27 protein-coding genes, 1 tRNA gene and 1 pseudogene are annotated in these 23366 nt (G+C 62.0%); 25 read left to right on the top strand and 4 right to left on the bottom strand.

Translation table 11 applies throughout. From position 1 onward, the window contains the following. Positions 1–10 precede the first annotated feature (10 nt). Entirely contained in the window at positions 11–1003 is a 993-nt protein-coding gene (locus N5D91_RS10790) for a LysR family transcriptional regulator (protein ID WP_005410175.1), read from the top strand. A 55-nt stretch (positions 1004–1058) separates the two neighbouring features. Here N5D91_RS10790 and N5D91_RS10785 read toward each other — a convergent pair whose 3' ends face one another. Beyond that, the gene (locus N5D91_RS10785) at positions 1059–2132 is read right to left on the bottom strand and encodes a DUF4241 domain-containing protein (RefSeq protein WP_180855560.1); all 1074 of its coding nucleotides are present in this window, start codon (positions 2130–2132) and stop codon (positions 1059–1061) included. 124 nt (positions 2133–2256) lie between these two features. On the opposite strand from N5D91_RS10785, the gene N5D91_RS10780 reads away from it, so the two are divergent. The 11 genes from N5D91_RS10780 (at position 2257) to N5D91_RS10730 (ending at position 10526) form a co-directional block, all read left to right on the top strand. Further along, positions 2257–2346 (top strand) — tRNA-Ser (locus N5D91_RS10780). An 83-nt stretch (positions 2347–2429) separates the two neighbouring features. Further along, entirely contained in the window at positions 2430–3953 is a 1524-nt protein-coding gene (locus tag N5D91_RS10775) for a site-specific integrase (protein WP_032971218.1), read from the top strand. After that, a complete protein-coding gene (locus N5D91_RS10770) occupies positions 3953–4684 on the top strand; it encodes a hypothetical protein (protein WP_006375976.1) in 732 nt (243 codons plus the stop codon). Before N5D91_RS10775 ends, N5D91_RS10770 begins: the two co-directional genes overlap by 1 nt. A gap of 105 nt (positions 4685–4789) precedes the next feature. Beyond that, positions 4790–5143 carry a hypothetical protein gene (locus tag N5D91_RS10765; RefSeq protein ID WP_012480712.1) on the top strand — a complete coding sequence of 118 codons (354 nt, stop codon included), beginning with the start codon at positions 4790–4792 and terminating at the stop codon, positions 5141–5143. Between the two features lie 107 nt (positions 5144–5250). Further along, a complete protein-coding gene (locus tag N5D91_RS10760) occupies positions 5251–5907 on the top strand; it encodes a DNA N-6-adenine-methyltransferase (protein WP_049400621.1) in 657 nt (218 codons plus the stop codon). Next, positions 5900–6151: a hypothetical protein gene (locus N5D91_RS10755; protein WP_006375905.1), complete on the top strand. Its 252-nt coding sequence runs from the start codon at positions 5900–5902 to the stop codon at positions 6149–6151. The genes N5D91_RS10760 and N5D91_RS10755 overlap by 8 nt, the downstream gene beginning before the upstream one ends. Before the next feature lie 9 nt (positions 6152–6160). Further along, positions 6161–6424, top strand: a complete 264-nt coding sequence (locus N5D91_RS10750) for a hypothetical protein (protein ID WP_006375902.1) — start codon at positions 6161–6163, stop codon at positions 6422–6424. A 490-nt stretch (positions 6425–6914) separates the two neighbouring features. Further along, complete coding sequence (locus tag N5D91_RS10745) at positions 6915–7097, top strand: ribbon-helix-helix protein, CopG family (protein ID WP_141098938.1); 183 nt, start codon at positions 6915–6917, stop codon at positions 7095–7097. Positions 7098–7166: 69 nt separating this feature from the next. Beyond that, positions 7167–9098 (top strand): DUF5906 domain-containing protein, encoded by a 1932-nt coding sequence (locus tag N5D91_RS10740; RefSeq protein ID WP_006375901.1) that lies wholly within the window; start codon positions 7167–7169, stop codon positions 9096–9098. A 118-nt stretch (positions 9099–9216) separates the two neighbouring features. After that, a complete protein-coding gene (locus N5D91_RS10735; RefSeq protein ID WP_024956732.1) occupies positions 9217–9432 on the top strand; it encodes a hypothetical protein in 216 nt (71 codons plus the stop codon). Between the two features lie 68 nt (positions 9433–9500). After that, positions 9501–10526, top strand: a complete 1026-nt coding sequence (locus tag N5D91_RS10730; RefSeq protein WP_180854961.1) for a zincin-like metallopeptidase domain-containing protein — start codon at positions 9501–9503, stop codon at positions 10524–10526. A gap of 77 nt (positions 10527–10603) precedes the next feature. Here N5D91_RS10730 and N5D91_RS10725 read toward each other — a convergent pair whose 3' ends face one another. Both N5D91_RS10725 and N5D91_RS10720 read right to left on the bottom strand, forming a co-directional pair. Then, positions 10604–11323, bottom strand: a complete 720-nt coding sequence (locus N5D91_RS10725) for a hypothetical protein (protein WP_024956731.1) — start codon at positions 11321–11323, stop codon at positions 10604–10606. A gap of 419 nt (positions 11324–11742) precedes the next feature. Then, positions 11743–12021: a hypothetical protein gene (locus N5D91_RS10720; protein WP_006375898.1), complete on the bottom strand. Its 279-nt coding sequence runs from the start codon at positions 12019–12021 to the stop codon at positions 11743–11745. A gap of 203 nt (positions 12022–12224) precedes the next feature. Here N5D91_RS10720 and N5D91_RS10715 point away from each other — a divergent pair, with 203 nt between their 5' ends. The 4 genes from N5D91_RS10715 (at position 12225) to N5D91_RS10700 (ending at position 14467) form a co-directional block, all read left to right on the top strand. Then, positions 12225–12797 (top strand): glycine zipper 2TM domain-containing protein, encoded by a 573-nt coding sequence (locus N5D91_RS10715; RefSeq protein ID WP_006375897.1) that lies wholly within the window; start codon positions 12225–12227, stop codon positions 12795–12797. Positions 12798–13176: 379 nt separating this feature from the next. After that, the gene (locus tag N5D91_RS10710) at positions 13177–13515 is read left to right on the top strand and encodes a hypothetical protein (protein WP_032971199.1); all 339 of its coding nucleotides are present in this window, start codon (positions 13177–13179) and stop codon (positions 13513–13515) included. Then, positions 13512–13991 (top strand): hypothetical protein, encoded by a 480-nt coding sequence (locus N5D91_RS10705; protein WP_049459047.1) that lies wholly within the window; start codon positions 13512–13514, stop codon positions 13989–13991. Before N5D91_RS10710 ends, N5D91_RS10705 begins: the two co-directional genes overlap by 4 nt. A 119-nt stretch (positions 13992–14110) precedes the next feature. Continuing rightward, positions 14111–14467 carry a hypothetical protein gene (locus tag N5D91_RS10700; RefSeq protein ID WP_006375896.1) on the top strand — a complete coding sequence of 119 codons (357 nt, stop codon included), beginning with the start codon at positions 14111–14113 and terminating at the stop codon, positions 14465–14467. A 210-nt stretch (positions 14468–14677) separates the two neighbouring features. On the opposite strand, the gene N5D91_RS10695 is transcribed toward N5D91_RS10700, so the two are convergent. Further along, positions 14678–15652 carry a hypothetical protein gene (locus N5D91_RS10695; protein WP_006375894.1) on the bottom strand — a complete coding sequence of 325 codons (975 nt, stop codon included), beginning with the start codon at positions 15650–15652 and terminating at the stop codon, positions 14678–14680. Positions 15653–15766: 114 nt separating this feature from the next. Between N5D91_RS10695 and N5D91_RS10690 the strand changes: the two are divergent. The 9 genes and pseudogenes from N5D91_RS10690 to N5D91_RS10650 all read left to right on the top strand — a co-directional run. Further along, a pseudogene (locus N5D91_RS10690) lies at positions 15767–15958 on the top strand (transposase); the annotation flags it as partial. A 228-nt stretch (positions 15959–16186) separates the two neighbouring features. Beyond that, positions 16187–16618: a hypothetical protein gene (locus N5D91_RS10685; RefSeq protein WP_125892011.1), complete on the top strand. Its 432-nt coding sequence runs from the start codon at positions 16187–16189 to the stop codon at positions 16616–16618. Positions 16619–16684: 66 nt separating this feature from the next. Next, on the top strand, positions 16685–17887 hold the full coding sequence (locus N5D91_RS10680) for an ankyrin repeat domain-containing protein (RefSeq protein ID WP_075677511.1): 1203 nt from the start codon (positions 16685–16687) through the stop codon (positions 17885–17887). 216 nt (positions 17888–18103) lie between these two features. After that, the gene (gene radC / locus N5D91_RS10675; RefSeq protein ID WP_006375809.1) at positions 18104–18583 is read left to right on the top strand and encodes a DNA repair protein RadC; all 480 of its coding nucleotides are present in this window, start codon (positions 18104–18106) and stop codon (positions 18581–18583) included. A 259-nt stretch (positions 18584–18842) separates the two neighbouring features. Continuing rightward, complete coding sequence (locus tag N5D91_RS10670) at positions 18843–19181, top strand: hypothetical protein (RefSeq protein ID WP_141651028.1); 339 nt, start codon at positions 18843–18845, stop codon at positions 19179–19181. Continuing rightward, positions 19130–19663, top strand: coding sequence for a hypothetical protein (locus N5D91_RS10665; protein WP_032971186.1), 534 nt, complete (start codon positions 19130–19132; stop codon positions 19661–19663). The genes N5D91_RS10670 and N5D91_RS10665 overlap by 52 nt, the downstream gene beginning before the upstream one ends. Positions 19664–19779: 116 nt before the next feature. Further along, complete coding sequence (locus N5D91_RS10660; RefSeq protein ID WP_164124387.1) at positions 19780–20280, top strand: spore coat protein U domain-containing protein; 501 nt, start codon at positions 19780–19782, stop codon at positions 20278–20280. A gap of 138 nt (positions 20281–20418) precedes the next feature. After that, the gene (locus tag N5D91_RS10655) at positions 20419–21078 is read left to right on the top strand and encodes a fimbria/pilus periplasmic chaperone (RefSeq protein WP_088475685.1); all 660 of its coding nucleotides are present in this window, start codon (positions 20419–20421) and stop codon (positions 21076–21078) included. 3 nt (positions 21079–21081) lie between these two features. Further along, positions 21082–23277 (top strand): fimbria/pilus outer membrane usher protein, encoded by a 2196-nt coding sequence (locus tag N5D91_RS10650; RefSeq protein ID WP_180854962.1) that lies wholly within the window; start codon positions 21082–21084, stop codon positions 23275–23277. The last annotated feature ends 89 nt before the right edge of the window (positions 23278–23366 follow it).

The following is a 23366-nucleotide window of genomic DNA, read 5'->3' as shown; positions in this document are numbered from 1 at the left end:
GAACTCGGGCATGCATGACCTGAATGATCTGTACTACTTCGCGATGGTGGTCGACCACGGCGGGTTCGCCGCCGCCGAGCGCGCGCTGGGCATTCCCAAGTCGCGACTGAGCCGCCGCATCAGCCAGCTGGAAACCGACCTGGGCGTGCGCCTGCTGCAGCGCTCCACGCGTCGTTTTGCCGTTACCGACGTGGGCACCAGCGTGCACCGCCATGCGCAGACGATGCTGGCCGAAGCACAGGCCGCCCGCGAAGTGGTGGACCGCCTCAGCGCCGAACCGCGCGGCGTGGTGCGCGCCAGCGTACCGGTGTCGCTGGCGCAGATGCAGCTGCCCAAGCTGCTGCCCAAGTTCCTTGAGCAGTACCCGAAGGTGCGCCTGCAGTTGAACATCAGCAACCGCCGCGTGGACATCATCAATGAAGGCTACGACGTGGCCCTGCGCGTGCGTTCGCGCCTGGACGACGACGGCAGCCTGGTGATGCGCAGCTTCGGCCAGGTGCAGGAGCTGCTGGTAGCCAGCCCGAAGTACCTGGACCGCGCCGGCCGCCCGAAGGACCCGGAAGAACTGACCCAGCATGTCACCCTGAGCATCAGCGAAGACGAAGCGCGCCAGCGCTGGGAGCTGCATGGCCCGGAAGGCGAAGTGCGCCGGGTCGACCTGCAGCCGCGCGTGGCCGGTTTCGACTTCCCGCTGCTGCAGAGCATGGTGAAGGACGGTTTCGGCATCACCATGCTGCCGGAAACCGTCTGCGCCGACGCCGTGCGCAACGGCGAGCTGGAAGTGGTGCTGCCGGACTGGTCGCTGCCGCAGGGCGTGTGCCATGCCGTGTTCGCCTCGCGCCGCGGCCTGCTGCCGGCGGTACGCGTGTTCATCGACTTCCTGGCCGAGCACCTGCCGCCGCAGCTGGAGGCCTCGCGCCTGGATTGCGGTGGCGCCTGTGAAAAGGCCAAGGAGCGGATCAAGGCCAGTGCACTGGGTGCGCTGGCGGTGGATGCCGGCTGAGAGCGCTGAACGGTAGCGCCGGGCCATGCCCGGCGTTGTTGTTTTCCGGCGCCGATCACGTCCGGCCGAACAGCCGGTCCCAGAAGCTGCGGCGTCGCGGCGCGGCCGGTGGCGGTTCGGCTGCAACGACGGGCGCTTCCAGCACCGCCATCAACTCTGCGCTGCGTGGCTTCTTCAGGAACCGCGCGTAGTCCAGGTAGCTGGTGACCTTGCTCATGTGCAGGCGCTCGGGCATCGCCGGCAATGCACCTCCCTGCAGCAGCACCCGCAATGCCTGCGGACGATCCAGGCGGATCGCCTCGAACATTGCGGTGCCGCCACAGCCCGGCTCGATCTGGTTGGCGCGCTGCGGCGCGTCCTTCAGCAGGGGGTGCAGGGCCTCTACGTCGTCCCGTTCCACGGCAGCTACCAGCCTGGCCAGCGCCTCGGCTTCCGCAGGTGGCAGGTTGTCCCGGTAGGCCTGATCGGCGATCTCGCGCTCGTCGCGCCCATCACCGCCCTCGATGCAGAGGAAGTCGGTGACCAGCGCGACTGGAGTGCCGGACGTATCCAGCGCCCAGTAGCTGGGATAGACGCCATCGCCCCAGCCACTGGTGAATACGACCAGGCCGTGAGGTGAGTCTTCGCCCCACGGACGGTACTCGGCGCCTTCATCGAAGCCCTCGTGGTCGATCAGTGCATCCGACCATTCACTCTCTTCGTCGCCATCGGCCTGTTCGATCAGGGTCAGCAGCGCCCGCTGGGTGTCTGTATCCATGAAGCAGCCGATGCCGGCGTCGACCGGGTAGCCGATGAAGCTGTCCTCATCGAGTCCAGTCAGGTCCTGCGTGGTCCAGCGCGCCATCTGCCAGTGCAGGGCAGACGCGGTGAGCAACTGGCGCGGCTTGAACCAGACCACGGCCAGCGCCGGGCGGCCGCTATGCACGATGACTTCGACCGAGTGCCGGCCCAGCGGGGCAGTGTAGTCAGCCAGCGCGGGTGCCTCGGCCTGGACCAGCGGATCGCAGACCACCAGGTGCCCGCTGCTGACCGGCAGGTGCCCGGCGAAGGTGCGGTGCAGGGCCACCGCAGCCAACTGGGTGTCATCCAGCAGGGTGGTGCGCAGGTTGGCCAGATCGAGATGGGCCATGGCGGCTCCGATTGCAGTGGAGGCCCCACCGTGCCGGATGCGGAGGGCAGGGGCAAGGGTGGTCTTGGGCAAATGCCGTTCACGTGCGAGAATACGCCGCTGCCCGGGCATCCGGGACCCGATTGGAGAGATGGCCGAGCGGTTTAAGGCACCGGTCTTGAAAACCGGCGAAGGGTTAAACCTTCCGTGGGTTCGAATCCCACTCTCTCCGCCAATCCTTAGTAAGTGTTTGTTTTTAAACGACATTTTTTAAGGTCTTGAAGGGCGGCTTGGGGCACAAATCGGGGCACAACTCCGATGCGATTACCAAGCTATCTCACTCGCTCTTCCACAGGTCGTTACCAGTTTCGCATGCGCGTTCCGACGGACATGCGCGGTATCGTCGGCAAACCTTTCGTCAAGCATCCCTTGGGCATCCAACTGCATAGCGCAAGAGTGGCTGCCTTGGCCATCGCGCAGCGTTATGCTCAAGCATTCGATGCCATCAGGGATGGGTGCATGACCAAGAAGGGACTCACGGTTGAGGATGTTCTGCGCAGCGTCGCGGAGAACGGCTCCCGGCGTTATGAAATTGACTTGCCGGGCTTCCGTCTTCGGACCACGGATGCGGCCGACCATGCTCGAGCAATGGAGGCGCTGGAAGAAATCGGCAAGTTCCACTTCCGTGATACGGGTGCAGTTCCGGCGGCGGCTGGGCCAAACCCGTTGGAATCAGCGGCGGCGCAGCCCCTGCCATCTGAGACCATCAGCCTGATCGATGCGAAGCGAATCTGGCAGGATAAAGTCGCCGCCGAGGACATCGAGGTCAAAACGGTCGGCATCAAACTGCTTCCCGTGACAGAGCTGATCGAGTTCTTGGGCGCCGAGCGCGAGCTGCACACCATCACGCGGCCTGAGATGGCCCGCTTCTACGACCATTTGGCCAAGCGCGGGTTAACGCGTTCTACGCTCAACAATCGCCAGAGCTACCTCGCAGGAAAGAGAGGATTCTTCACTTGGGCAATGGCTTCAGGCTACGTGCTCAAGGGAGACAATGTCGCCGCAGGTCACGTCAGCGTTTCGATGGCGGAGAAGCGCAAGCGCAGAAAATTTGGCTTCCAGGCCTTTACCTTGGATCAGGTTCATCAACTCTTCGCGCCTGATAGCTTCAAGCAGCTTTCAACGGGAGCGCGCTGGGCGGCTTTGTTGGGCCTGTATACGGGCGCCCGGGCAGGTGAGGTGGGGCAGCTGTTTACCCTGGACGTCAAGGAAGAGGAGGGAATCCCGTGCATACGGTTTACCGATGAGGGGGAGGATCAGCGATTGAAGACCGATGTTTCCAATCGGGTCGTCCCGTTGCATCCCGACCTGATCAAGCTTGGTTTCTTGGACTACGTCGCCGAACGAAGGGAGAGCGGGGACTGGCGATTGTTTCCGCAGGCTGACAGTAAGGCGAAGAATGGTGCGGGGAACTGGATATCGAAGGCGTTCAGCTACTACCTCCAAAAGCACAGTGGTGGGTGGTCGAAAGCGAAACGTGGTTTCCATAGTCTCCGAAAGACCGTGATTCAGGAGATGCAGGGCAGCGGTGTGGCCTCTGAGATGCGAGCCCAAATCGTCGGCCACGAATTGGACGACGAACACCACGCGACTTACAGCAGGCCCTTTACGGTGAGTGAGAAGCTCAACGGTGCCGGAGGAACGCCAGCTTTGGGTGTCCTAGATTACGGAATCGACCTGGAGGCGCTGCGCACCCTGCCGGCGCGCAAGGTCGGGCGGCGAAGCAGCAATGCTGCCGCGCGCTCTTCAAAGGTCGGCCGTAAGGGGAGCGAGCCGAACTAATGGCCCTTACTGCTGCTGATGCTTACCGCCGCGCCATCGATCGCTTTCTCGGCAAGCTCTCTGGCACCGAAAACGTGGGCCAGATGGAGAAGAAGATCGCAGACCATTTGCGCCTAGCGAAACAGCGGCCCAAGGTGGACGTGGCGTTGAGCTTCAATGAGGCCGCTGGGGTGTTGGCGATCAGCACGGCCCAATTGCAACACCTCTTGAAGGAACACTCCCCAAAAGGGACGCTGTTCACGGTGAAGGGAACTCGCAAGCGCTCGACCACCCTTGTTCCGTTGATGGCCTGGGCAGCCGAGCTCAAGGCTAAGGGCCTGTGGAAGCCGTTGAGCGAACGGGGCGTTGCGATCGACACCCTCCTAACTGCAGAACTGCCGTTTCTGGTGGCCAAAGGGTCCAAGGCTAAGCAGTTCTTCCTGGAGCCACTGACTGACCAACCCATCAGCGATGCGTTAATTCGCCAGCTCCAAGCATTGGGCGTGCAAATAGGGCTTGGGATTCGGGTCTGCACGCTGACCGAGGCCTTCGCCCAGCCTTGGCAAAACCCTGACGTCAAGCGCCAGTGGGTGGACGCATTCAACAACGCAGCCCAAGCCCAGGCCAGCCGTCTGCGGGACCTGGCTCAGCAGCTCGACGCCTCGCGAGCTGGGGTGATCGAACAAGCGCTGCACGAACGCCTGCAGCCGGCGCCTCCAAAGATGCCCGACAAGCGCAATGGGCGAATGTAACGGCTGCTAACGGATATTGGAGGCCTCCAATATCCGTATCGATGGAGGCTCTCAGTTCGGATGATTACTCCAACGCCTCGGTGGTCGGGGCGATGGAGCAAGCCGATGGGCCTCGATATGTATGCGGTCAAGACCCGCACTGATGTGCGAGATCGCACTCAAGAACTATTTTTCTACTGGCGAAAGCATCCGAACCTTCATGGTTGGATGTTCAAGTTGCACAGTGCTAGGACGGGGCAGGTTGATCCCTTCGATTTCAACCAAGTTCCCGTATTCCTTGGATTGGACGATCTTGATGCGTTGGAACAGGCTGTGCTGAACGATGATTTGCCTTATACCCAAGGCTTCTTCTTCGGTGAATCGGATCCCGATCGAGCTGAAGAAGATCTGGACTTCATTGCGCAGGCCCGCGCATTGATCAACGACGGTTGGGACGTGTTCTACAACTCTTGGTGGTAACCCGCCGCCAGCAGCGCCTCTCGGGCTGGTTCAAGCCCAACTCCCAAAACCCATTCTTCAACGCGGCAACGCAGCCGTGCTGACGGAGCCTTGCCTGGAGAATCCTCATGCAGCCCAAGTCCAACGTTCTGCCGTTCAACGCAGCAACCCGCTCCAAGCGCCTCGTAGCGGCTAAACCCACCCGGCTCACCTCCGTTTGCTACAAGGCAAGCGACAAGGCCCACACGAGCGTCGATTGGTATACCCCGCCTGCCATCGTCAGGGCGCTGGGGGGAAGGCGCGGCTTTGACCTCGATCCTTGCACGCCCGAAGACCCGTCGCGGCTGCCCGCACCCACGGCCAGCCGGATGATCCCGCCGAGCCAGGACGGCTTGGCTACGCCGTGGCCCAAGCAGGCATTCGTGTGGATGAATCCGCCTTACGGAAAAGGGATTGAGAAGTGGTTGAGCAAGCTGGCCAACCACCCCGGCGGCGGTATCGCCCTGGTGCCGGTCAACATGGAGACGGGATGGATGCACGACTGCGTGCTTTCCCACCCCAACGCGACGGCGATCCTGTTCACCCGTGGGAGGCTGAGGTTTGTGCGTCCCGACGGAACCACCGGCACGGCAGCGCCGTCGGGATCGTTGGTGGTGACTTACGGCAAGCGCGCCGCCGATCACCTTCAGCAAGCGCAGGCGAGCGGTGCGTTGCACGGGAAGTTCTTTGCCATCCAGCGGGTAGGGCAGGTGGCCACGGCGAACCAGGAGAGCTCCAATGGCTGATCGCTGGAACGTTGTTGTCTTGGGCCGCGCGACGGCCGAATTGGAAATCCGAATCGACGCGGACTCAGAGGCGGCAGCCTTGGAGATTCTGAACTCGATGGGAGTGGCTGACATTCATGCCGGTGGCTGGCGTACCGAGTTGGAGGAGATCTACGGCTTTGTGGAGGTCATCAGCCCCGATGGTTCCGAACGCGAAGATCTCAACTGGCCTTGTCCAACCATGCGCCACCACCTCAACTATTAGGAGGAGCCGATGGGAACTTACGAATTCGTCGTCCGGGGTGACTACTTGGTGAGCAAGGTGATTGAGGTCTTTGCCCAGACCCAGTCCGAGGCAATGGAGGCATTCGCGCGACTGTCCTTGGCGGAGTTGGATGCCATCGATTGGCACCATGGCGCCCTTACGATTGAAGAACACGTGGTGGTGACGGAGGTGGAAAGCGGGAGGGAGTTTCAGCATCCGTTCTTGACCGATCGCAAGCGCGAGCAACTGGAGTGTTTGGCCGAAAATGAGTAGGAACTTCCGGCTGCTGGTCTTCCACTAGCCAGCAGCGATCGAAGGCCAGCAGGAAGACCAGTAGTGCAAGGTCGTTGAATCCCAAGGGATTTCTGCGACTAAAAGTGCGCTGCTGGCTTGCTGGCTTTCGATTCAACTCCCCTGTGCAAATGCGTCCAAATCGCATGGAAAGTGTTGGTATCTCAAATTTCAAAACCGATTCTTTTTTGACCCAGCAGACCAGCGGAACGGTTTTCTATGAATGCAAAGCTTTTGGAATCAAGGGTTTGTAGCTGCTGGTCTTCCTGCTGGTCTTCTCTTTCTGCTGGCTAATGGAAGACCAGCAGGGAAGGGAAAGCCAGCAGAACAGGGCTTCCGGAAAAAGTGCGAGAGATTCCGCAGTTTTCGTGTTTAGTCAAAAACCGTGGGTTGCGGAAAGCTCCTGGAGTGGTTGAGTGGAAGTGTCCCCCATGTGGGACACACCAAACCTTTCACCTTCGGAGTTGCCACCGTGAACGCCGCCACCCATCCCTCGTCGCCGCCGACTTACAGCATCCGCGCCAGCGTGAAAAAGCACGTTCGGATCAAACGCCCCTTGGCCGAACGCCTTCGTCTCGCCGCGGCCGAAAACGAGATGACAGAGAGCGAGTTCATTCGCCGCGCCTTGGAAACCGCTCTCCCGCGCGCTGCCTGAGCAAGCCTGTCCCCCCACAACGACAAACCCCCACCGGCCAGGGCGAGGGTTTGAGAGGAGCCAACAACAATGTCTACAACCAATGTGTCCCCAAAAGGGAAGGCTGTCAACCCGACGACGGAAGAGCCAAGCAACATCGTGCCATTCGAAGCGTCGCGTTTCCTGGGTGCGGAAGCCTCCGCCCGCAAGGTCAACCTGGAGGCAGAGGAGCACAAGCAGCTCTACCGCCACTCGGTTGATCGAGAGGGCCAGCGCAAGCCACCGTCGCTCCCCATCCTGTTTGCCCGCCGCACCACCGAATGCGTCGATCGCTTGTGGGCGTGCCAAGCCACCAGCGGCACCGGCGAGATCGTACACCATTGGAACGGTACCTACTGGCAAGCGATCAGCGACGCGGAAGGTGTGGGTGTGGCATCCGATTGGATCGACCGCAACGCCGATTTCGCGGGCAGCCCCAAGCTCGCCAAGGACTGCTGGGACATGGCTTCCCTTCGGCTGCGCCAGAAAAACCCCATGCCAGCCCAAGCCAAGCGGGCCATCGTGCCGGTGGCAGACGGCTACGTGGAAATCCTTCCCGGCGGTTTCCATGTGCTCGCTCCTGATCCCGCCTTGGGCATGACCCACGCGGTCAGGGTGGCCTGTGGTGGCAGGCAGGGCCATGCATACAAGCCCCAGCCTTTGCCGGCTGACTCGCGATTCGCCAAGTTCCTCCGCCAAGCCCACGACGACCCGCGCGTCATCGACCTGCTCCAGGAGCAGTGCGGCATGACCCTGTTGCCGGGTGTCTACAGCCAGGCCGCCTGGTGGCACGGCGTCGCAGGTTCTGGCAAATCCACCCTGGCGGAAATCGTGGAAGCGATGCACCGTCAGGTGGCCCGCTGCAACCTTGAAACTTTGGGCGACCGCTTCAGCCTGGAACCCATGATTGGCGCCAGCCTGATCCTGGTGGACGAAGTGGAGTGCGAGAAGTGGGCCGAAGGTCGGTTCAAGACGATGGTCTCTGGCAATGGCATTGGCATCGACCGGAAGAACCAGAAGCAGCTGGCGAGCTACCATTCCACGGCCAAGTGGATCATCACGTCCAATTCGGCCCCCTTCATCCGCGACAAGAGCAACGGGGTGTGGCGCCGCCTCACCGTCGTGCACTGGAAGAAGGCGGTACCGGTCAACCAGCACGACCCTGATCTGGTCAAGAACATCCTGGCAGAGGAAGGCCAGCTTGTGCTGGACTGGATGCTCGAAGGCGCCCGACGCATCGTGGCCCGTGGTAGGGCGTTGTCCGACACCGACGCCGACATGCCCGAAGCCGTGCGCGCAGCGAAGCTGGCCGCCCGCCATGGCAGCGACCAGGTCATGGCTTGGGCTCAAGCCGAGCGCGTGGTGCGCATTGAGACGGATGAGTGCACGCTTTCCATGCGGCAGGTCTACGAGAACTACAAAAACTGGGGCTACCGACAAGGGCTGGCGGACATCGATCTCCTCACCGGTCGCCAGTTCTGGCGAGGCTTGAAAGAGATGGGCCTGGACGACGGCGCCCGCTCGAACCGTCGCATCAATGGCAAACAGGAAGAATGCGTGCGCCTGCGAATCAACGGAGCAGCCACCGTCGGCGAGGCCTGTGGCGATCTGCCGTTGAGATCATCGGCGACCGTGACAGCACTGCGCGTGGCGCAGGAGCGCTCTCAGTCTTTGGAGCCTTGGGAAACCGATGTGACGCCCACCCTCGAACAGCAAGGGGCTCGGCAGGAAGAGATGGAGCGTCGATTCGACCGCTTGAGCGCTCAGCAGCAGGCGGCTGAGATGGGAGCTCTCCATGCCGATGCGTTGAGGGAGGAGGCAGGGCGCACCAGAGCCAAGGCAATCCAACTCCAGCTGCAGGAACGTATCAATGAACTGGAGATTCGTGCGCTGTTCGGTGAGCCGTTGGCGGGCCGAGAAAGCAGCGAAACCCAAGGTGGCGGAAAGGTGGGAGATGGGGATGCGCGCCAACGGCGGTCGTAAAGGCGGGGCCAAATCCGTGTTCCCATCTTCCGTATCAGCTCTAGCCAATGGATTGGTCGGTGACGCTAACGGTCCAGCCCGGACTTGCCAAATCCGTATCCTGTCGCATGCTGAAACCATGACCCCTTCCGATGCCTTTGTAGACGACAGCATGGACCGCCAGGACTCCCTGGCGGCGTCCCCCCGTTTCACCGTGCAACGAACCCCCGAGGGCATCCGCGTGCAGCTCCAGGAGGGCGACGGGGGCCCCGGCACCGCTTTGACCATCGAACGGGCCTTGGCTTTGCTGGAGAACCTGTTGGAGCAGGGACGCGCCGTCACCATTCACGATTGAAGTTTCCAGCCTAACCCCCTTGGCGTTGCCGACAGGCGCCTTTCCTTGCCTTCCAGGAGAGCCTGCCCGTGTCCGATGCCACCCCCAACGAAAGCTTCCTTCAGCGTCATTCCCGCGACGTCGTCGAGCGCTTGATCCGCCAGATGGAGGAGGGCACCGGTCCCTTTCTCAAACCCTGGGACGCCCGCGTGGACCTCGGGTTGCCCATGAACCCCACGACTGGCAAGAGCTACCGGGGCGGAAACCTGCTCCACCTGTGGGCCCTTCAGAGCGCCTGGGACACCCAGGACAACCGGTGGATGACTTACAAGCAAGCCGCGGCCGTGGGCGCTCAGGTGCGCAAGGGCGAGAAGGCCAGCGTGATTGAGTATTGGGATTGGTCGCGGGTGGAGGAGGCCAAGAAGAGCGGGGACCCCGACCTCATCGCCAAGGCCCACCCCAAGGTCTTCTTCCCACGCGTGTTCAACGCGATGCAGATCGATGGGTTGCCGGCACTGGTCCTGCCAGCCGCGCGCCCAGAGCCCGACATTCACCAGGCCTGCGAAGCGGTGCTGAGAGACAGCGGAGCCGAGATCCACCACGACGGGGGCAACCAAGCGTTCTACCGTCCGATGACCGACAGCATCCACTTGCCCCAGCGCAACACCTTTCACTCGGCCAGCGGCTACTACGCCACCGCGTTGCACGAACTGGGCCACTGGACCGGCTTTCCCACCCGCCTCAACCGCGATCAGAAAGGGGCTTTTGGGAGCATCGACTACGCCAAGGAAGAACTGGTCGCGGAGGTGTCATCCATGCTGATGGGCGAACGCCTGGGCATTGGCCACGATCCCACCCAGCACGCGGCTTACGTGAAGTCGTGGATCCAAATCCTCCGGGACGATCCCCGGGAGCTCTTCCGAGCCGCGGCGGCGGCCGAGCGGGTGGTGGAGTTCCTGAGGGTGCCCGAGTTGGTTCGAGAGCCGCTCCAGAAGGTTGAGCAGCAGCGGCAGTCCGTGGCGGCCAATCTGCATGAGATCGAAAAACATGCCGCCAACGACCGGTCTCGATCGCGCTTCAAGGCAAGAGGGGCGCGCCTGAACTTGGCAGTTTGATTCGTGAACAAGCGACTGAACGCGCACCCGCCTGTCGGGAGGCAGCAGGGTGCGCGACAGTGGCTGACAAATTCTGGTTATTTATTCTTCGACAGCACGTCCATGCGCAGGAGCATCTGCTTGAGAACGTCGATGACGGAAACCTCGTCAGCATCCTTGGCCGGAGCCAGGGCAAGTGCCCAGTTGCGGACCGATGGGCTCAAGTCCTCTCCCAGTTCCACCACCAAGTCCTGAAGGTCGTCTAACGGCAGATAGGCCGTCGCAGCCAAGATATCATCGAGCTTTCCCGACAGGTCTTCTTCGTGTGCCTTCCGAAGTTCTCTCGCGGTGGCTCCGCGCTTTCTAAGCTCGGCGGCGTGCTCCACCTTGATCTCTTCAATCTTTGCTTTCGCTGATTTGCTCTTCTTGCGAACGGCGCCGCGAACAATGTCACGCACCAGCTTGGCGTCGTGCGTGTCTGTAAGGCTGGCAATGAGTGTGTCACTTTTAACGCGTGCCGGTCGGTAGACGCGGACCTTGCTGACCTCATCCCCCAGCACTCGCTGCGTCCACTTTTCCATCGTCTCCTTTGCCTTCTTTTGACCGGTTAGAGGCGACGGAACGTTCTTGAGGCGTGGTTTACCTTCGAAGTCCACCAGCAGGCCATAAGTCTTGAGGATGCGGTGGCTGTAGGTTGTGTCGGACATCCAATTTCCCCCTGTGAGTGATCCTGCAATTTTGCCAGTTCCGTAGACGGTTTGGCAGGTTGAGGGAGAGCGTTCCCACATCATCACAGGTTGAATGTCGATCAGGAACATTGCACGACAGGAGAGCTTGCCGGTTTCAGATTCCTTGCCAGACGCGGAGGGGCGAGAGAGAAAGGGGAAGAAATGGCCAGTCTGATCTACGTGCAGTAACAGAAATTCCGATCCGTGTGCTATCGAGCATGCGCGAACCCATCGTGCATCCCAACGTGTAGGCGCGGACTGCACCGCACTCCGCCGGCTGCTAGCCCTGCATGAACGGCCTCAGTGCGCTCGGGTTTGAGCGTCACGCCGCACTCTGGCTGCGCCAGCGGGGCATTGAGGTCAACGTGGCCTTTTGGTCCAAGGGCTTGAGCCACAAGTTGGTAAGAGCGGCCACCAAGGTTGCTAGCTTGGATGGCCACTTGCAGACATTGACGAAGCCTGCGCGACGTAGAGGGAAACCGCTTGTGGCAGTGGGCCAGGCAGAGCGGTTACTTCTTGGATGCCATGCGCTGGTAGAGCTTGTAGACGCCGAACATCGCCGCACCACCCGCAATTGGTGCAGCCGCGACCACCCCCAGTCCAGCAAGCATGCCACCGCCCACAACGCTCCCGACGGTTGCCAAGCCGGAGGTCACGGCGGCTGCACCGGCGGTCCCGGCCGCTGCACCACTGGTTACGCCGAGGATCGCAGAAGTTGCGCCAGCGACGGCTCCGCCGCCGGTCGAAATCGCGGCACCTGCGGCCGATGAACTCTTCTTCCTTGCCATACATTTCCCTGTTGGTTTTGAGTTGTGGGCAGAATCATCGCCTGAGCATCAATCTCTGTCCATATGCTTCATTTTGTCGCTTTTCCGTCAATTTAATGACGCGGACTGCAGTCTGTGTAACCGCGCTCCGAAGCCCCCCCCCTTGCGCATTCCCAGAATCGATCTATGCATAGGTGAACCTACTCACGAAATGGAGGTGCACCTTGAAACCCATCGTTCTGGCCCTTGCATTGGCGTTGTCTGCTCCGGCCGCCTTTGCCGCCGATTCCACCTCCGCTCGCCGTTACGGTTCGTCCGAGGCCCTATCCGTCCAGGACGCCCGACTGGGCGAGGTCCTGATGGTTCGCACGGTTCAACTGACGTCCGACCAGCGTCTGAACGCCGGCTCCGCCATCGGGGCGGCCGTTGGTTATGGGGCTGCTAACCAGGTCAAGAACCGGGAATACCGCAATGCAGCCCGGGTGACCGGTGGCGTCATCGGTGCGGCTGCCGGAACCGCGGTTCAAAAGGGCCTCAGCGGCCGGCGTGCGGTGGAGATCTACGTGCGCGATCTGTCCGATCGCCGCCAGCGCGTCCTCGCGGTGGTCCAAGACGCCGATGTGGATGTGCGCGAAGGTGATCGGGTCTTCTTGGTGGGGAAGGGTAAGAAGACCCGGGTGGTGCCGCTTGATGCTTCGCCGGTGCGCATTGGCGATTATTCGTGCGGAAGCCCTTGTGCCATTGGCATCAATGCCCGGTCGGACAACAACAGCGCTCGCGTGCGCGTGGGGCCGTAAGGATGCACAAAAGCGAACACGTTGGTGGAGGCGTGTATTGCGAAGGCACGGCTTGCGGGCTTCTGGTTGAGCTCATGAAGCGGCCATCCGTTGCCCACCGCCGCTCCGAAGTCGCCCGGATGGTCCGAGAGGGACACGGCCGCGCCGCCATCGCCCAAGCCCTGGGCGTTCCATCGCCCGTGGTGAGCGCCGATCTGGCCCACCTGGGGTTGCGTCAAAAGCCCCGGCGCCCACTGGCTGACCAACACGCTCTGGTGGTGCGCCTCCTGGAGCAGGGGAACAACGGCCCTGCAATTGCCAAGCGCCTGGGCGTGACCCGACAGGCAGTCCACGCTTACCTGCAGGCCCATGGCCTGCTCCCAACCCAGAGGAGGATCCCATGACCGTTATTCTGGTGGTCGTGCTGTTTGAGCTCGCCATGTTTGCGATCACCTTCGGAATCGCGTGGCTGTGCGCGTCCAAAGCCCGCAGCGCACGCAGGGGCTGGGAGGCGTTCCAAGCCGGCCAAGAGGACGCCCCATCCGTGGTTGCGTTGATGTGGCATTTGGCCGTGTTCTACGCGTGCTTGGCACTGCTGGCTTACCAGCTACAGCACGTGGTGAGCCAAGTCTGGTTGGATCCTTCCAACCTATACCTGTCATCCACGCTGGCTCTTGTCGTTTATTCGATCGCATGCGGGCTGCTTCACGGCAGCGGGCTGGCGCGGAGGCGGGCATGAGAACGAGTCACGGTCGGTTGCGCCCAGACCCCGTCGACGCCCGCCCACGCCACGATGGGCTGTTCCAAGGCGAAGACACAGGCGAAGAGATTCACGAAGAGCGTGACCCGTTGCTTCAAGCGCTTTACACCGAATCGCTCCATGCCCGCGGGGACGTGGACGCTGTCGATCGCTTGCTGGATGCCCACCGGGAGGCGTTTGGGGAGCCCGAGCAAGTCGCCTATGCCCGTCAGCAAGACGAACGCCATGATCGGACGTTGCCATTGCCGAGCGGTGGCCTGCCGTTGAGGCCGTCCACGGAGCGCTACCTAGAGGAGCATCGGTCATGGAACCCGCCGACCGCCAAAGAGGCCGCCATCGCACGTTCCAGGGGTCCCACCATGGTGCTCGAAGGGAAGGCATGGCGCGCTGAAGACGACGTTGCCGAGGTTACGGTGGAGGCTCCCAAGGACGACCCGTGGCAGCGGATGCGTTGAGTTCGTGTCTCAGCTGGAGAGACAGTTGGGCACCATCATTGCTGCTAGGAACACGGTGTTCCCTTCGGCTATCCTGCCCAGGGTATCCATCACTGGTATTGCTAACAACAGGGGGCGTTATGGCAAGCGTGACAGTAAGGACGCGGGATGAGCTGGAAGCGGCCAAGAATGCAAAGGCGCAGCAGATTGTGGTTGTGGGCAAGTTGGCAGACGACCTGAAGAAGACGCGCAAGTTCGCCAAGCTTGGTGCCGTCGGTGTTGCAGCAATCGTTGCTGCAGTTGGGCTCGCTCCAGTAACGGCTGGGCTCAGCACGCTCAGCCTGGGGGCGGTCGCGACAGTCACTGGAGTCGAGATCATCGGCATCATCACCGCCGCAAGCCTTGGTCTCTCTTTGATCCTCGCAATCTACAAAGGCTACGATGTGGAATACGAGGCTGGCGGAAAGGTCATTTTCAAGCGCAAGGAAGGAAAGTGATGCCCGGCTTCGTTCCAGGGGCGCCTTACCTTTTTGTTTGCGAGAAGTGCAGTCATCACTTTCAGCGGAAGATCAACTTGGGGCTCTTCTGTCCGGCATGCAAGTCGCTGTCCGTGAAGCCTCGTTTGGTCTGTAAGTAGTGCTCGTTGGCCGCCATAAAGTTGGCGGCCACTTCCAATGACCGGTCGAATCGGGTTTAACATCGCGGTCTCAGGTGCCCCGTAACCCTTTTGCTTCAAAGCGCTCCAGTATCGCCGTCACGGCTTCTGCGGCACGGTCCGGTGACGCATCTATGCGTTCCAAGCCCGTCATGGCGACGGGCAACGGCGCATTCGGATCGGTCGTGGCCACCACGGCCAGGACTCTTCCTCGGATGGTGTCTTCCACCGTGGTCCATTCGTCGGCGAGACGCTGGGGTTTATCGGTGAGAAGGACCACCATGACGGGGCCGGGTGTCAGCAGGCGGTTGGAGCGTCCCCGAAGTGCTGCGCTGTTGTGGACATGGATGGCCCGGCGGTGCCCATCTTCGGTCAGTTGGACCAGGACGCTGTGGCAGCTCGGCGCGCCCATCTCGTTGCAAACGATGTGGATGCGACCCTTGGCCCATTCCTGAAAGCCCACTGAGGAGGGCGCCAACTCATCGCTGGTAAAACAAGCCTCCACGAACCGTCGGCCTGCGAGGCTCAGTCCTTTCTCTTCGATCAGGCCCCAGCGTTCAAAGGTCTGGCGATTGATGCTGCTTTTCGACTGCAGTCCAAGGAATTCTTTTGGGTCCAGGTTACCCCCGCCGGTGCCAGGAAACACGTGGTGACGCTCGGTGATTAAAGCGCGTCGCAGAAGATCGACCTGGCCAAACGACAGGTCGCTCAGCGCCTTAATGAAGTGGCGCTTGAGATGGCCTGCGGTTTTGCCGGTAGCGATTGAACAGGCAAGGCGGCCATAGACGGTGGCCTTCTCGGCCTCGATGTCCATCTCCAATGCCCGCAGCATGGCCAGAAAATCTTCCGAGGTCATGGCCTCCGCGTTCTCGGGGAACACCTGACCCTCAAGCGCGGCACGGGTGAACTCCCGGTAGCGCTCCTCAGTGCGCTTGGCAAGCCAGGCGGCGATGAATTTTGGGCCCTTCGAAAGAAGGGCGAACGGACCGGAGATTTCCTCCAGGGGGGCAAGGTCAGGGTAGTCCATCGGGGTCTCGTGACGGTTTGCGGGTCCAGGTAGCTCATCCTCAAGCCTTCAAGCCCGTTCTTCAATCCTCCGGTTGAATTCCCCATTGGCAACGCGCGTGAGCTCGAACAGGTTGAGCGCTGGGAGCGCTGCAAGGCTAGTCTGCGCGCGAAGGTCGAGCATCCGTTCCGGGTGATCAAGCGGCAGTTCGGCTACACCAAGGTGCGCTATCTCGGCTTGATCAAGAACACGGCACAGGTGCTCACCCTGTTCGCGCTGTCCAACCTGTGGATGGTGCGCCGGAAGCTGTTGGCGGCACAGGGGTAACTCCGTCTTGAGGTGCCCGCAAGGGCACTTCGAGAGCGGAAAACATGGCAGTCCGCCGCGTCTGAAGGCCCAGGATGACTCCGGCGCTGAAAACCCACGACTCAGTGTGAATTGATCAGACCATCCCTATTTCTACTTTTGGCCGCTGCTAAAAATGGGGGGATTACCCGACGAGCTCCGCCAGGCCGCTTTTGACGAGCATTGGGACGACGAGACAAATTAAGATGAGTGGAAGGAGGACGCCCGCATCGACAGCGGCAAGACTACGAGGCCTTCCTGACGGCCGCGACCGAGTATCCGCTCCACTTCGCTGTTGCATGCGGCGATGCAGAATGGGCCGGTGACCTGCTCAAGGCTGGACGCACGCCTCAGGATCCCGATTTAGAAGGAACAACGCCCACGGATCTTCTGGGGCGGCCAGGTAATGATCAATCCGATCAGGTCATTCGTGCCCACAACCGATCCAAGCTTTTTGACGAGCTCCTTCCCGCTGCCAATGCTTGGAAGCCACCGGAAGGCGGATTTGGGGCCGACGCCAAACGTCAAGTCGGTGCGGCCATGAAAGCCCAGGGTGAGGAAAGGGAAGCCAGAAGCCTCGAATCCGACAACGGTTTTGACATGGAAAAAGAAAGGCGGCAAGAGCCGTCTTCTTCTATTTAATTCCCTTGCGAGGTTCTGATTTTCTGCTAATGGTGGGAGGTCAAAATACTATTGTGGAGGTGTGGGTTGAATATTTCGAATCTCAAAGACGTTCTTCTGAAGCAAATCGGGCTTACCAAAATCCCCGCTGATGTGAACGCAAGGGATGAAGATTGGCTGGATCAAACGCCACTTCATGATGCGCATCACCCGCGCGAAGTTCGGAGGCTGTTGGATGCTGGGGCTGACATCGAAGCGAGGGATGGCCTTGGAAATACGCCGCTTCATTCTGTGACAAGCGAGGGAGCCGTGATTGAACTGATCAAGGCCGGGGCAGACATCAATGCGCAGAATAACCAAGGGGAAACACCGCTTTTTAACGCGAGAGGGCAAGGGGATGCCAGGGCGTTGATTGCGGCCGGGGCAGACATTCATGCGCGCGATAACCGAGGGAAAACGCCCCTTTTCGGAGCGAGCGAAGGGGCTTTAAGGGAGCTCGTGAAGGCTGGCGCTGACATCAACGCTCGCGACACCCAAGGGAACACCCCGTTGTTTGGCGCACACAACGACAGTCTCAAAGCGTTGCTGAAGGCGGGAGCGGATGTCAGCGCGAGGAATAATGAAGGGCAAACCCCTCTCTTCCGAGCAACCGGGCAGACGGAGGCCCGCGCCTTGATTGCGGCCGGGGCAGACATCCTAGCCCGGGATAACCGAGGGCGAACCCCTCTCTTCGAGGCGAACACGGGCGCGCTTAAGGAACTTCTGAAAGCAGGCCTTGATCCCGCGGCGAGCGATGACCAGGGGAATCAACCGCTGCATATAGCCAGGGACCCCGAGGCGGTGGCCTTGCTCACCCGTGCAGGCGCAGACGTCATTGCACGGCGAATGGACGGCCAGGCGCCGATCCACCGTGCGATTTTTCCAGAGACGATTGAAGCGCTCGCCAAGGCAGGGGCGGATATGAACGCCCAAGACAACAACGGGAATACCTCTCTTCATGCGGGCCGCGATGCCACTGTCTGGAGTGCGCTGATTGAGGCGGGCGCAGATCCCCACATCCAAAACCAAAAGGGCGAAGCGCCGATCAACAGCGGCAAGCCATTTTTCAACGACTTGCGGGCTCAAGAGAGGGCCAAGCTCCTGGTCAGCCTGCTCCCGCCCGCCAACGCTTGGAAGCCACCGGAAGGCGGGTTTGGGGCCGATGCCAAACGCCAGGTTGGTGCGGCCATGAAGGCCCACGGGCAGGACAGCCAAACCCAGGAAGCCCCTCGCTTGCGAGCGCGCTTCTAAGCCCAAGGGAAAGGCGGCGAAAGCCGCCTTTTTCTTTTCTAGATCCCGTTGCGCAAACCAAACCTTTTGTTATGGGTAGTGCAACCCATTCATGAAAGGAGGCCTCATGCGCGTCTTGGTTCTTTCTCTGGCCCTTGTCGGCCTGCTCCCACTGACCGCCTCCGCCGCAGACACCACGCCCGCCCGTGGCTAATCCCGCGCCGGTGGAGAAAGCAAGTGAAGCGAGCCAACGACATTCGGGCCCAATACCAGCTGGCCATGGACGATGAGGGCATCCTCTTGGCCGCCTCGCACATCTTGGAGCGTCGCCTGCAGCGCCACGAGGCCATCACCGACCCCTCCAGTGCCAGCAACTACCTCACTGCCCGCTGCGCGCACCTGGATCACGAAGTGTTTGGCACGGTGTTCCTGGACGCCCGCCACCGCATCCTTGCCACCGAGCACCTCTTTCAAGGCACCATCGATGGGTGCGAAGTCCATCCCCGCATCGTCGCCAAGAAGGCGTTGGACCACAACGCCGCCGCGGTCATCTTCTTTCACAACCACCCCAGCGGAAACCCCGAGCCCAGCGTTGCCGACCGCGCCATCACCGACCGCCTCAAGCAGGCCCTTGCCCTTTTCGACATTCGAGTGCTGGATCACCTTGTGATCGCGGGCACCTCGCACGTGTCGATGGCTTCACGAGGGTGGGTGTGACCACCCCCTTTAAAGCAAAGACCTGCGGCGGAAGCCGCCGCCGACCGCTGCGCGCCGGCATCCAAAAGAGCAGGAGCGTGGATGGAAAGCAAAATCGCCTTTGGCGCGCAAAGGGGTGAGGTGAAAAATTGCGGCCTTCGCTTCGCACTTTTTGCTTTTAGTCAAAGATTTGTCCACGCCACCAGTGGACAAAATCATATGTCGATCTACCTTGAAGTCATGGGTAGGCAATGCCGCCGACCAAAACAAGAGGTGTCACATGAGCACGACCGTCGCATCCAACGAATTCACGATGATCCAACTAGGGATGAACCCAGATTTGTTGGAAGACTATGCAGAGGTTTCACTGGAGCCCGTGAGCTTTGAAGAAGAAGGCAGCCTCGGATGGGCGACCACGTGGAGCGCAGTTCATGCCGTGAAGCTGCACAACGGCGGGAAGATCCACGTCAATGGCCGATCCTTCCAAGTCACGCGAGCCAAGCCTAGTTACAAGCATTTGCTCAAGTGCTGGCAAGAAGAGCAGCGGAGGCGAAACGAAATTGCTCAATGGAGAGCAGCAAGGGCGGAAAAATATCGCTCGTTGGGATATTTAGAGTGATTGGCGGGGACGCGGCCACCGGGATGGGTAATGGGTCCCTCCGGATGAACGGACATTGGGGAGACGGAGAGCTCGGAAAGAGTGAGAGGGCGACCGTGCTTCATGGCATCCATTTCATCAGTCCCTCGGTGGGTGGCCCGCTGTTCAATACGGTGTGGCTTCCCACGCTTGCCGACTTGCGGGCGCTGCTCGCTGACGCCGAGCTCTGCAAGGCAGCCGAAATCGAGGTGAACGCGTATATTGAGACGTGCGTTGATCCGTTGCCCCCTGAGCTCGACGAGGTCATTTACCAGCCATCGATAAGAGAGATTTCGAGCCTGCCGGATGATTGCGGGATCGGCGTGGGCGTTTTTGTTACTGGCGCTTTTGCGTTCGTCCTTCAGCGCATGATTCAGGAGGCAATGGCTCAGCACCGGGCGCGTGAGCTGGATCGGGTATGGGAACAGTCAGCCACCGCAGGTGGCAAACGTCCCAGGCTCTGACGGCTGGCTCAATGCCCCCCCCCCCTTGCGCGTTTTCAGATTCGAGGTATCGGTAAGGGGATGGCCCATTAAGGGCTACTCATCCCCATTCAATCCCTCTCAAGGAGACGATACCCATGACACGCAAGACCTTCCTTCGCGCCCTGCTGCCCATCGCCCTGGCCTCGCTGGCGGTGCCCGCCTTCGCCGCCGACACCACCGCAGACCTGACGATTCAGGGCACCCTGACCAACACCTGCAACCTGTCCGTTTCTCCGGTCACGGACATGGATTGGTCGGGCACTTCTGACAACTCCACCCGAACCTCTGCGTTGAGCATCGTGTGCAACCAGGGAACCACTTACTCCATTTCCCCAGGACAGGGACAGAACTTCGGAGCGTTGGCGGGTTACGAGACCTACCGCGCCGTGAGCAACGGTTCGGGTGCCTTCATTCCGTATGGGTTGTTCAAGGACATTCCCGGCACCCAGGCATGGGGCGATGATGCCGATGCGTTCGCGGGCACGGGTAACGGTGCTGTGCAAACCCACGAATTCGCGTTGAAGTTCTTCGCCCTCAAGCAGGCCGTGGGTGGCAACTACACCGATACGGTCACCGTTACCGCCACTTACAACTGATTACAACTGATCCCCATCGGTTGTCCCGAAGCCCCCGGTTCGCGCTGGGGGCTTTTTGTTGTCGAAAAGATGAGTAGGTATGGGTTGACGTAATAGCATTCTGATCTAGCTTGAAAGGAGACCCCCAAAGGAGATCCCATGACCCATTCCCAACGCTCCCTGGCCGCGGTCGCTGCGTCCTTGCTGTCCTTTTCGGTGTCCGCCGGTTCCATCTCCGTGGGCCCCACCACCCTGATGGCCGATACCTCGGCCAAGCACGTCGCCGTGACGCTGCACAACAGCGGCGACGCGTCGGTGCGTTACCAGGTGAAAGCCGTGGGGTGGGATCAGGCCACAGGGCAGAACGTGTTTTCACCCACCACGGAGATCGTGGGGGCGCCCACCTTTGTGAACGTCCCGCCCCAATCCAAGCGCACCGTTCGGTTGATGCGGGTGGGCGCGCTGGGCGAGCGGCGCTACTACCGCGTGCTGCTGATGCAGCTCAAAGACCCCAACGCCCAGGGCGTCCAGTTGCTGGTCAACCAGGACTTGCCCGTGGCCTTTGAAGCCGCCAACGCGCCCGTCCCCAAGGTGACCGTCCAAGCGGTGCCCAATGGATACCGCTTGACGAATCACGGCCAGACCGCCGCCCGCGTTTCGTCCATCGGCCCGGCCGGTGGCAAGCCGTGGCGCGAGGGTGCATTGGGCTGGACGCTGCCGGGGGCTTCGATGACCTACGAGACCCAACCCGGCCAGCGCGCTGAAAACCTTTCAATCACCGTCAACGGCCAGCCCGTCACCGTCCCTGTGGGGCGGTGATCCATGCGTGGCCGGGCCCTGGCCTTGGTGTTGCTGGCTGCATCGTCGGCCAGCGCAGCGGTGCCCGACGGCGTGGCGCCCGCGTTCCTGGTGCCGGTCATCGGCGGCAAGGCCAAGGCGGATCCGCTCACGTTCTGGCAGCGAGACGGCCAATGGTTCGCCGACCCGGCCACGTGGCGTGAGGTCGGGCTCCAACTTCCCGCGGGTCAAACGGAGCCGATGAGTGCCCAAGCGTTGGGTGTGGGCTTTGTTGTGGACGAGGCCACCGCGACGGTCGCCCTGGATCTGCCGGCCGATCGGCTCAAGGCCCAACGCGTGGCCCGTGATCGCACCGAGCGCGGGCCCATCGCGCCGCCCGCTCCCGGGGTGCTGGTGAACTACAGCGTGGCAGGCATGGTGTCCGAGCAACAGCAGGCGCTCTCGCTGGGCCACGAGGTCCGCAAGGCGGGGCGTTGGGGCGTGATCAGCACCAGCGGGCAGGTCAACACCGACACGGCCGGCACCGGCTACGTTCGCGGCGTGACGCGCTGGCAGAAAGATGATCCCAACCGCTTGGTGACTTACCAGGCAGGCGATGTGTTCGCTGGTCCGTCGTCCTCGCTGGTCAACTTGGGCGGGGTGCGCGTGGCCAAGGACCCGCGGGCGTTGGACCCGTTGACGCCCACGTATCCGGTCCCGGTGCTCGGCGGCGTGGCGCTCGATCCGGCGACGGTCGAAGTCCTGGCCAACCGCGCCCGCGTGCTGCAAGGCCGGGTGGGGAAAGGGCCGTTCACCGCCGATGGCGGCGCCTTGGGCACCGGAGCACAGCAAACCCAAGTGGTCGTGCGAGACCCTTACGGCCGCGAAACGGTGGTGAGCGATCAGCGCTTCTACGTCGCCCCCACGTTGCTCCGCAAAGGGCTCACCACCTGGGAGGTCGCGGCAGGCCGGGTGCGCCAAGGAGAGAGCGATTACGGGACGTTGGGCGCGACCGGGTCGGTGGCTTGGGGCCTCAACGACCGGTGGACCCTGCGCGGCAACGCCCAAACCTCATCGGACGGGAAGGCCAACGTGGCGGTGGGGGCCACGACGGTGCTTGGCACCTACGGCACGTTGGATCTGGAATTGGGCACTTCCACGCGAGGCGGCCAACGGCAGGCCGTGGCCTACGACTACCGCGGCCCGAGGTTTGGCGTGCGCCTGGAGCACGAGCGCCAGCAGGACTATTGGCGCCTGCGCGCCCCCGGTGCGGTGGAGGTGGAGCAGCGCACCCGGGGTTCGGTGTTCTGGCGGCCCACGCCCCAGTGGTCCCTTCGGGCCAGCTATTCGGACGTGCGCACGCCGCGCTTTCGCACCGCTTACGCCGACGCCGGACTGACCTGGCGTGGCAACGGGCACACCGTGGCCGTCTCCGCCTTGCGGGATCTGGAGCGCAAGGAAACCCGGGTGGAGGTGGGCTACAGCTACGATTTCGGCCGGGGCAAGGGCGTGAGCGTTAGGGCCCGGCAAGCCCCGGATGCCACGGCCTGGGCCGTCCAAGGACGCGCCCGCCCCACGGTCTTTGGAACCCCGGTGGGCTTGTCCTTGTCGGTAGACGAGGGAGCGGCTGGCCAGACGGCCCGGGCCAACGCCAACTGGACCACCCGGGCAGGGTGGGCTCAGATCAACGCCGAGCACGGGCCCAGCAGCACTTGGACTTCCGGTTCGATGGCCGGTGCCGTCCACCTGGATCGCCAGGGCGTGACGTTCCTGGGTCCGGCCGAATCCTTCGCCGTGGTGGACGTGCCCGGCCAAGCCGGGGTGCCGGTGAGGGTGGGTGGCCGCTTGGTGGGGAAGACCAACGCCCAGGGCCGCCTGGTGGTGGGCGAGGTGACCCCGATGGTCCCCACCGAAGTCCGAGTGGACGATCGGGCCTTGCCGCTGGGCACCCAGTTGGCCGAGATCGAGCAAACCGCCACCGCGGGCCGCCAAGCTGGCATGCACCTCACCTTCCCAGTCCTGACCGAGACCGCACGAACCTTCCGCCTCACGGGCTCGGCCATCGAAGCGGGCACGGTGGCCAAGACAGCGAACGAGACCACCCAGGTGGGCTACGACGGCGTGCTCTACCTGGAGCAGCCGCGCTCCGGCCTGACGGTGGAGGTGGAAGGGGTCTGCAAGGCCCAGCTGCCTGCGGACCTTGGGGCTGCGCAAACGGTGGCTGAGGTGGCTTGCCGGTGAGTGGGAAAAGCGCTGTCTGCGCAGTGCGAGTTGGATGGCACAGATGGTCCCCTAGCGCCTTCGTTGCAGCTCAACGGTTTGCGGGTCCT

The organism is Stenotrophomonas sp. GD03794, assembly GCF_029842145.1.
Classification (GTDB): Bacteria; Pseudomonadota; Gammaproteobacteria; order Xanthomonadales; family Xanthomonadaceae; genus Stenotrophomonas; species Stenotrophomonas riyadhensis.
This window is presented reverse-complemented; position numbering and strand designations above follow the sequence as displayed.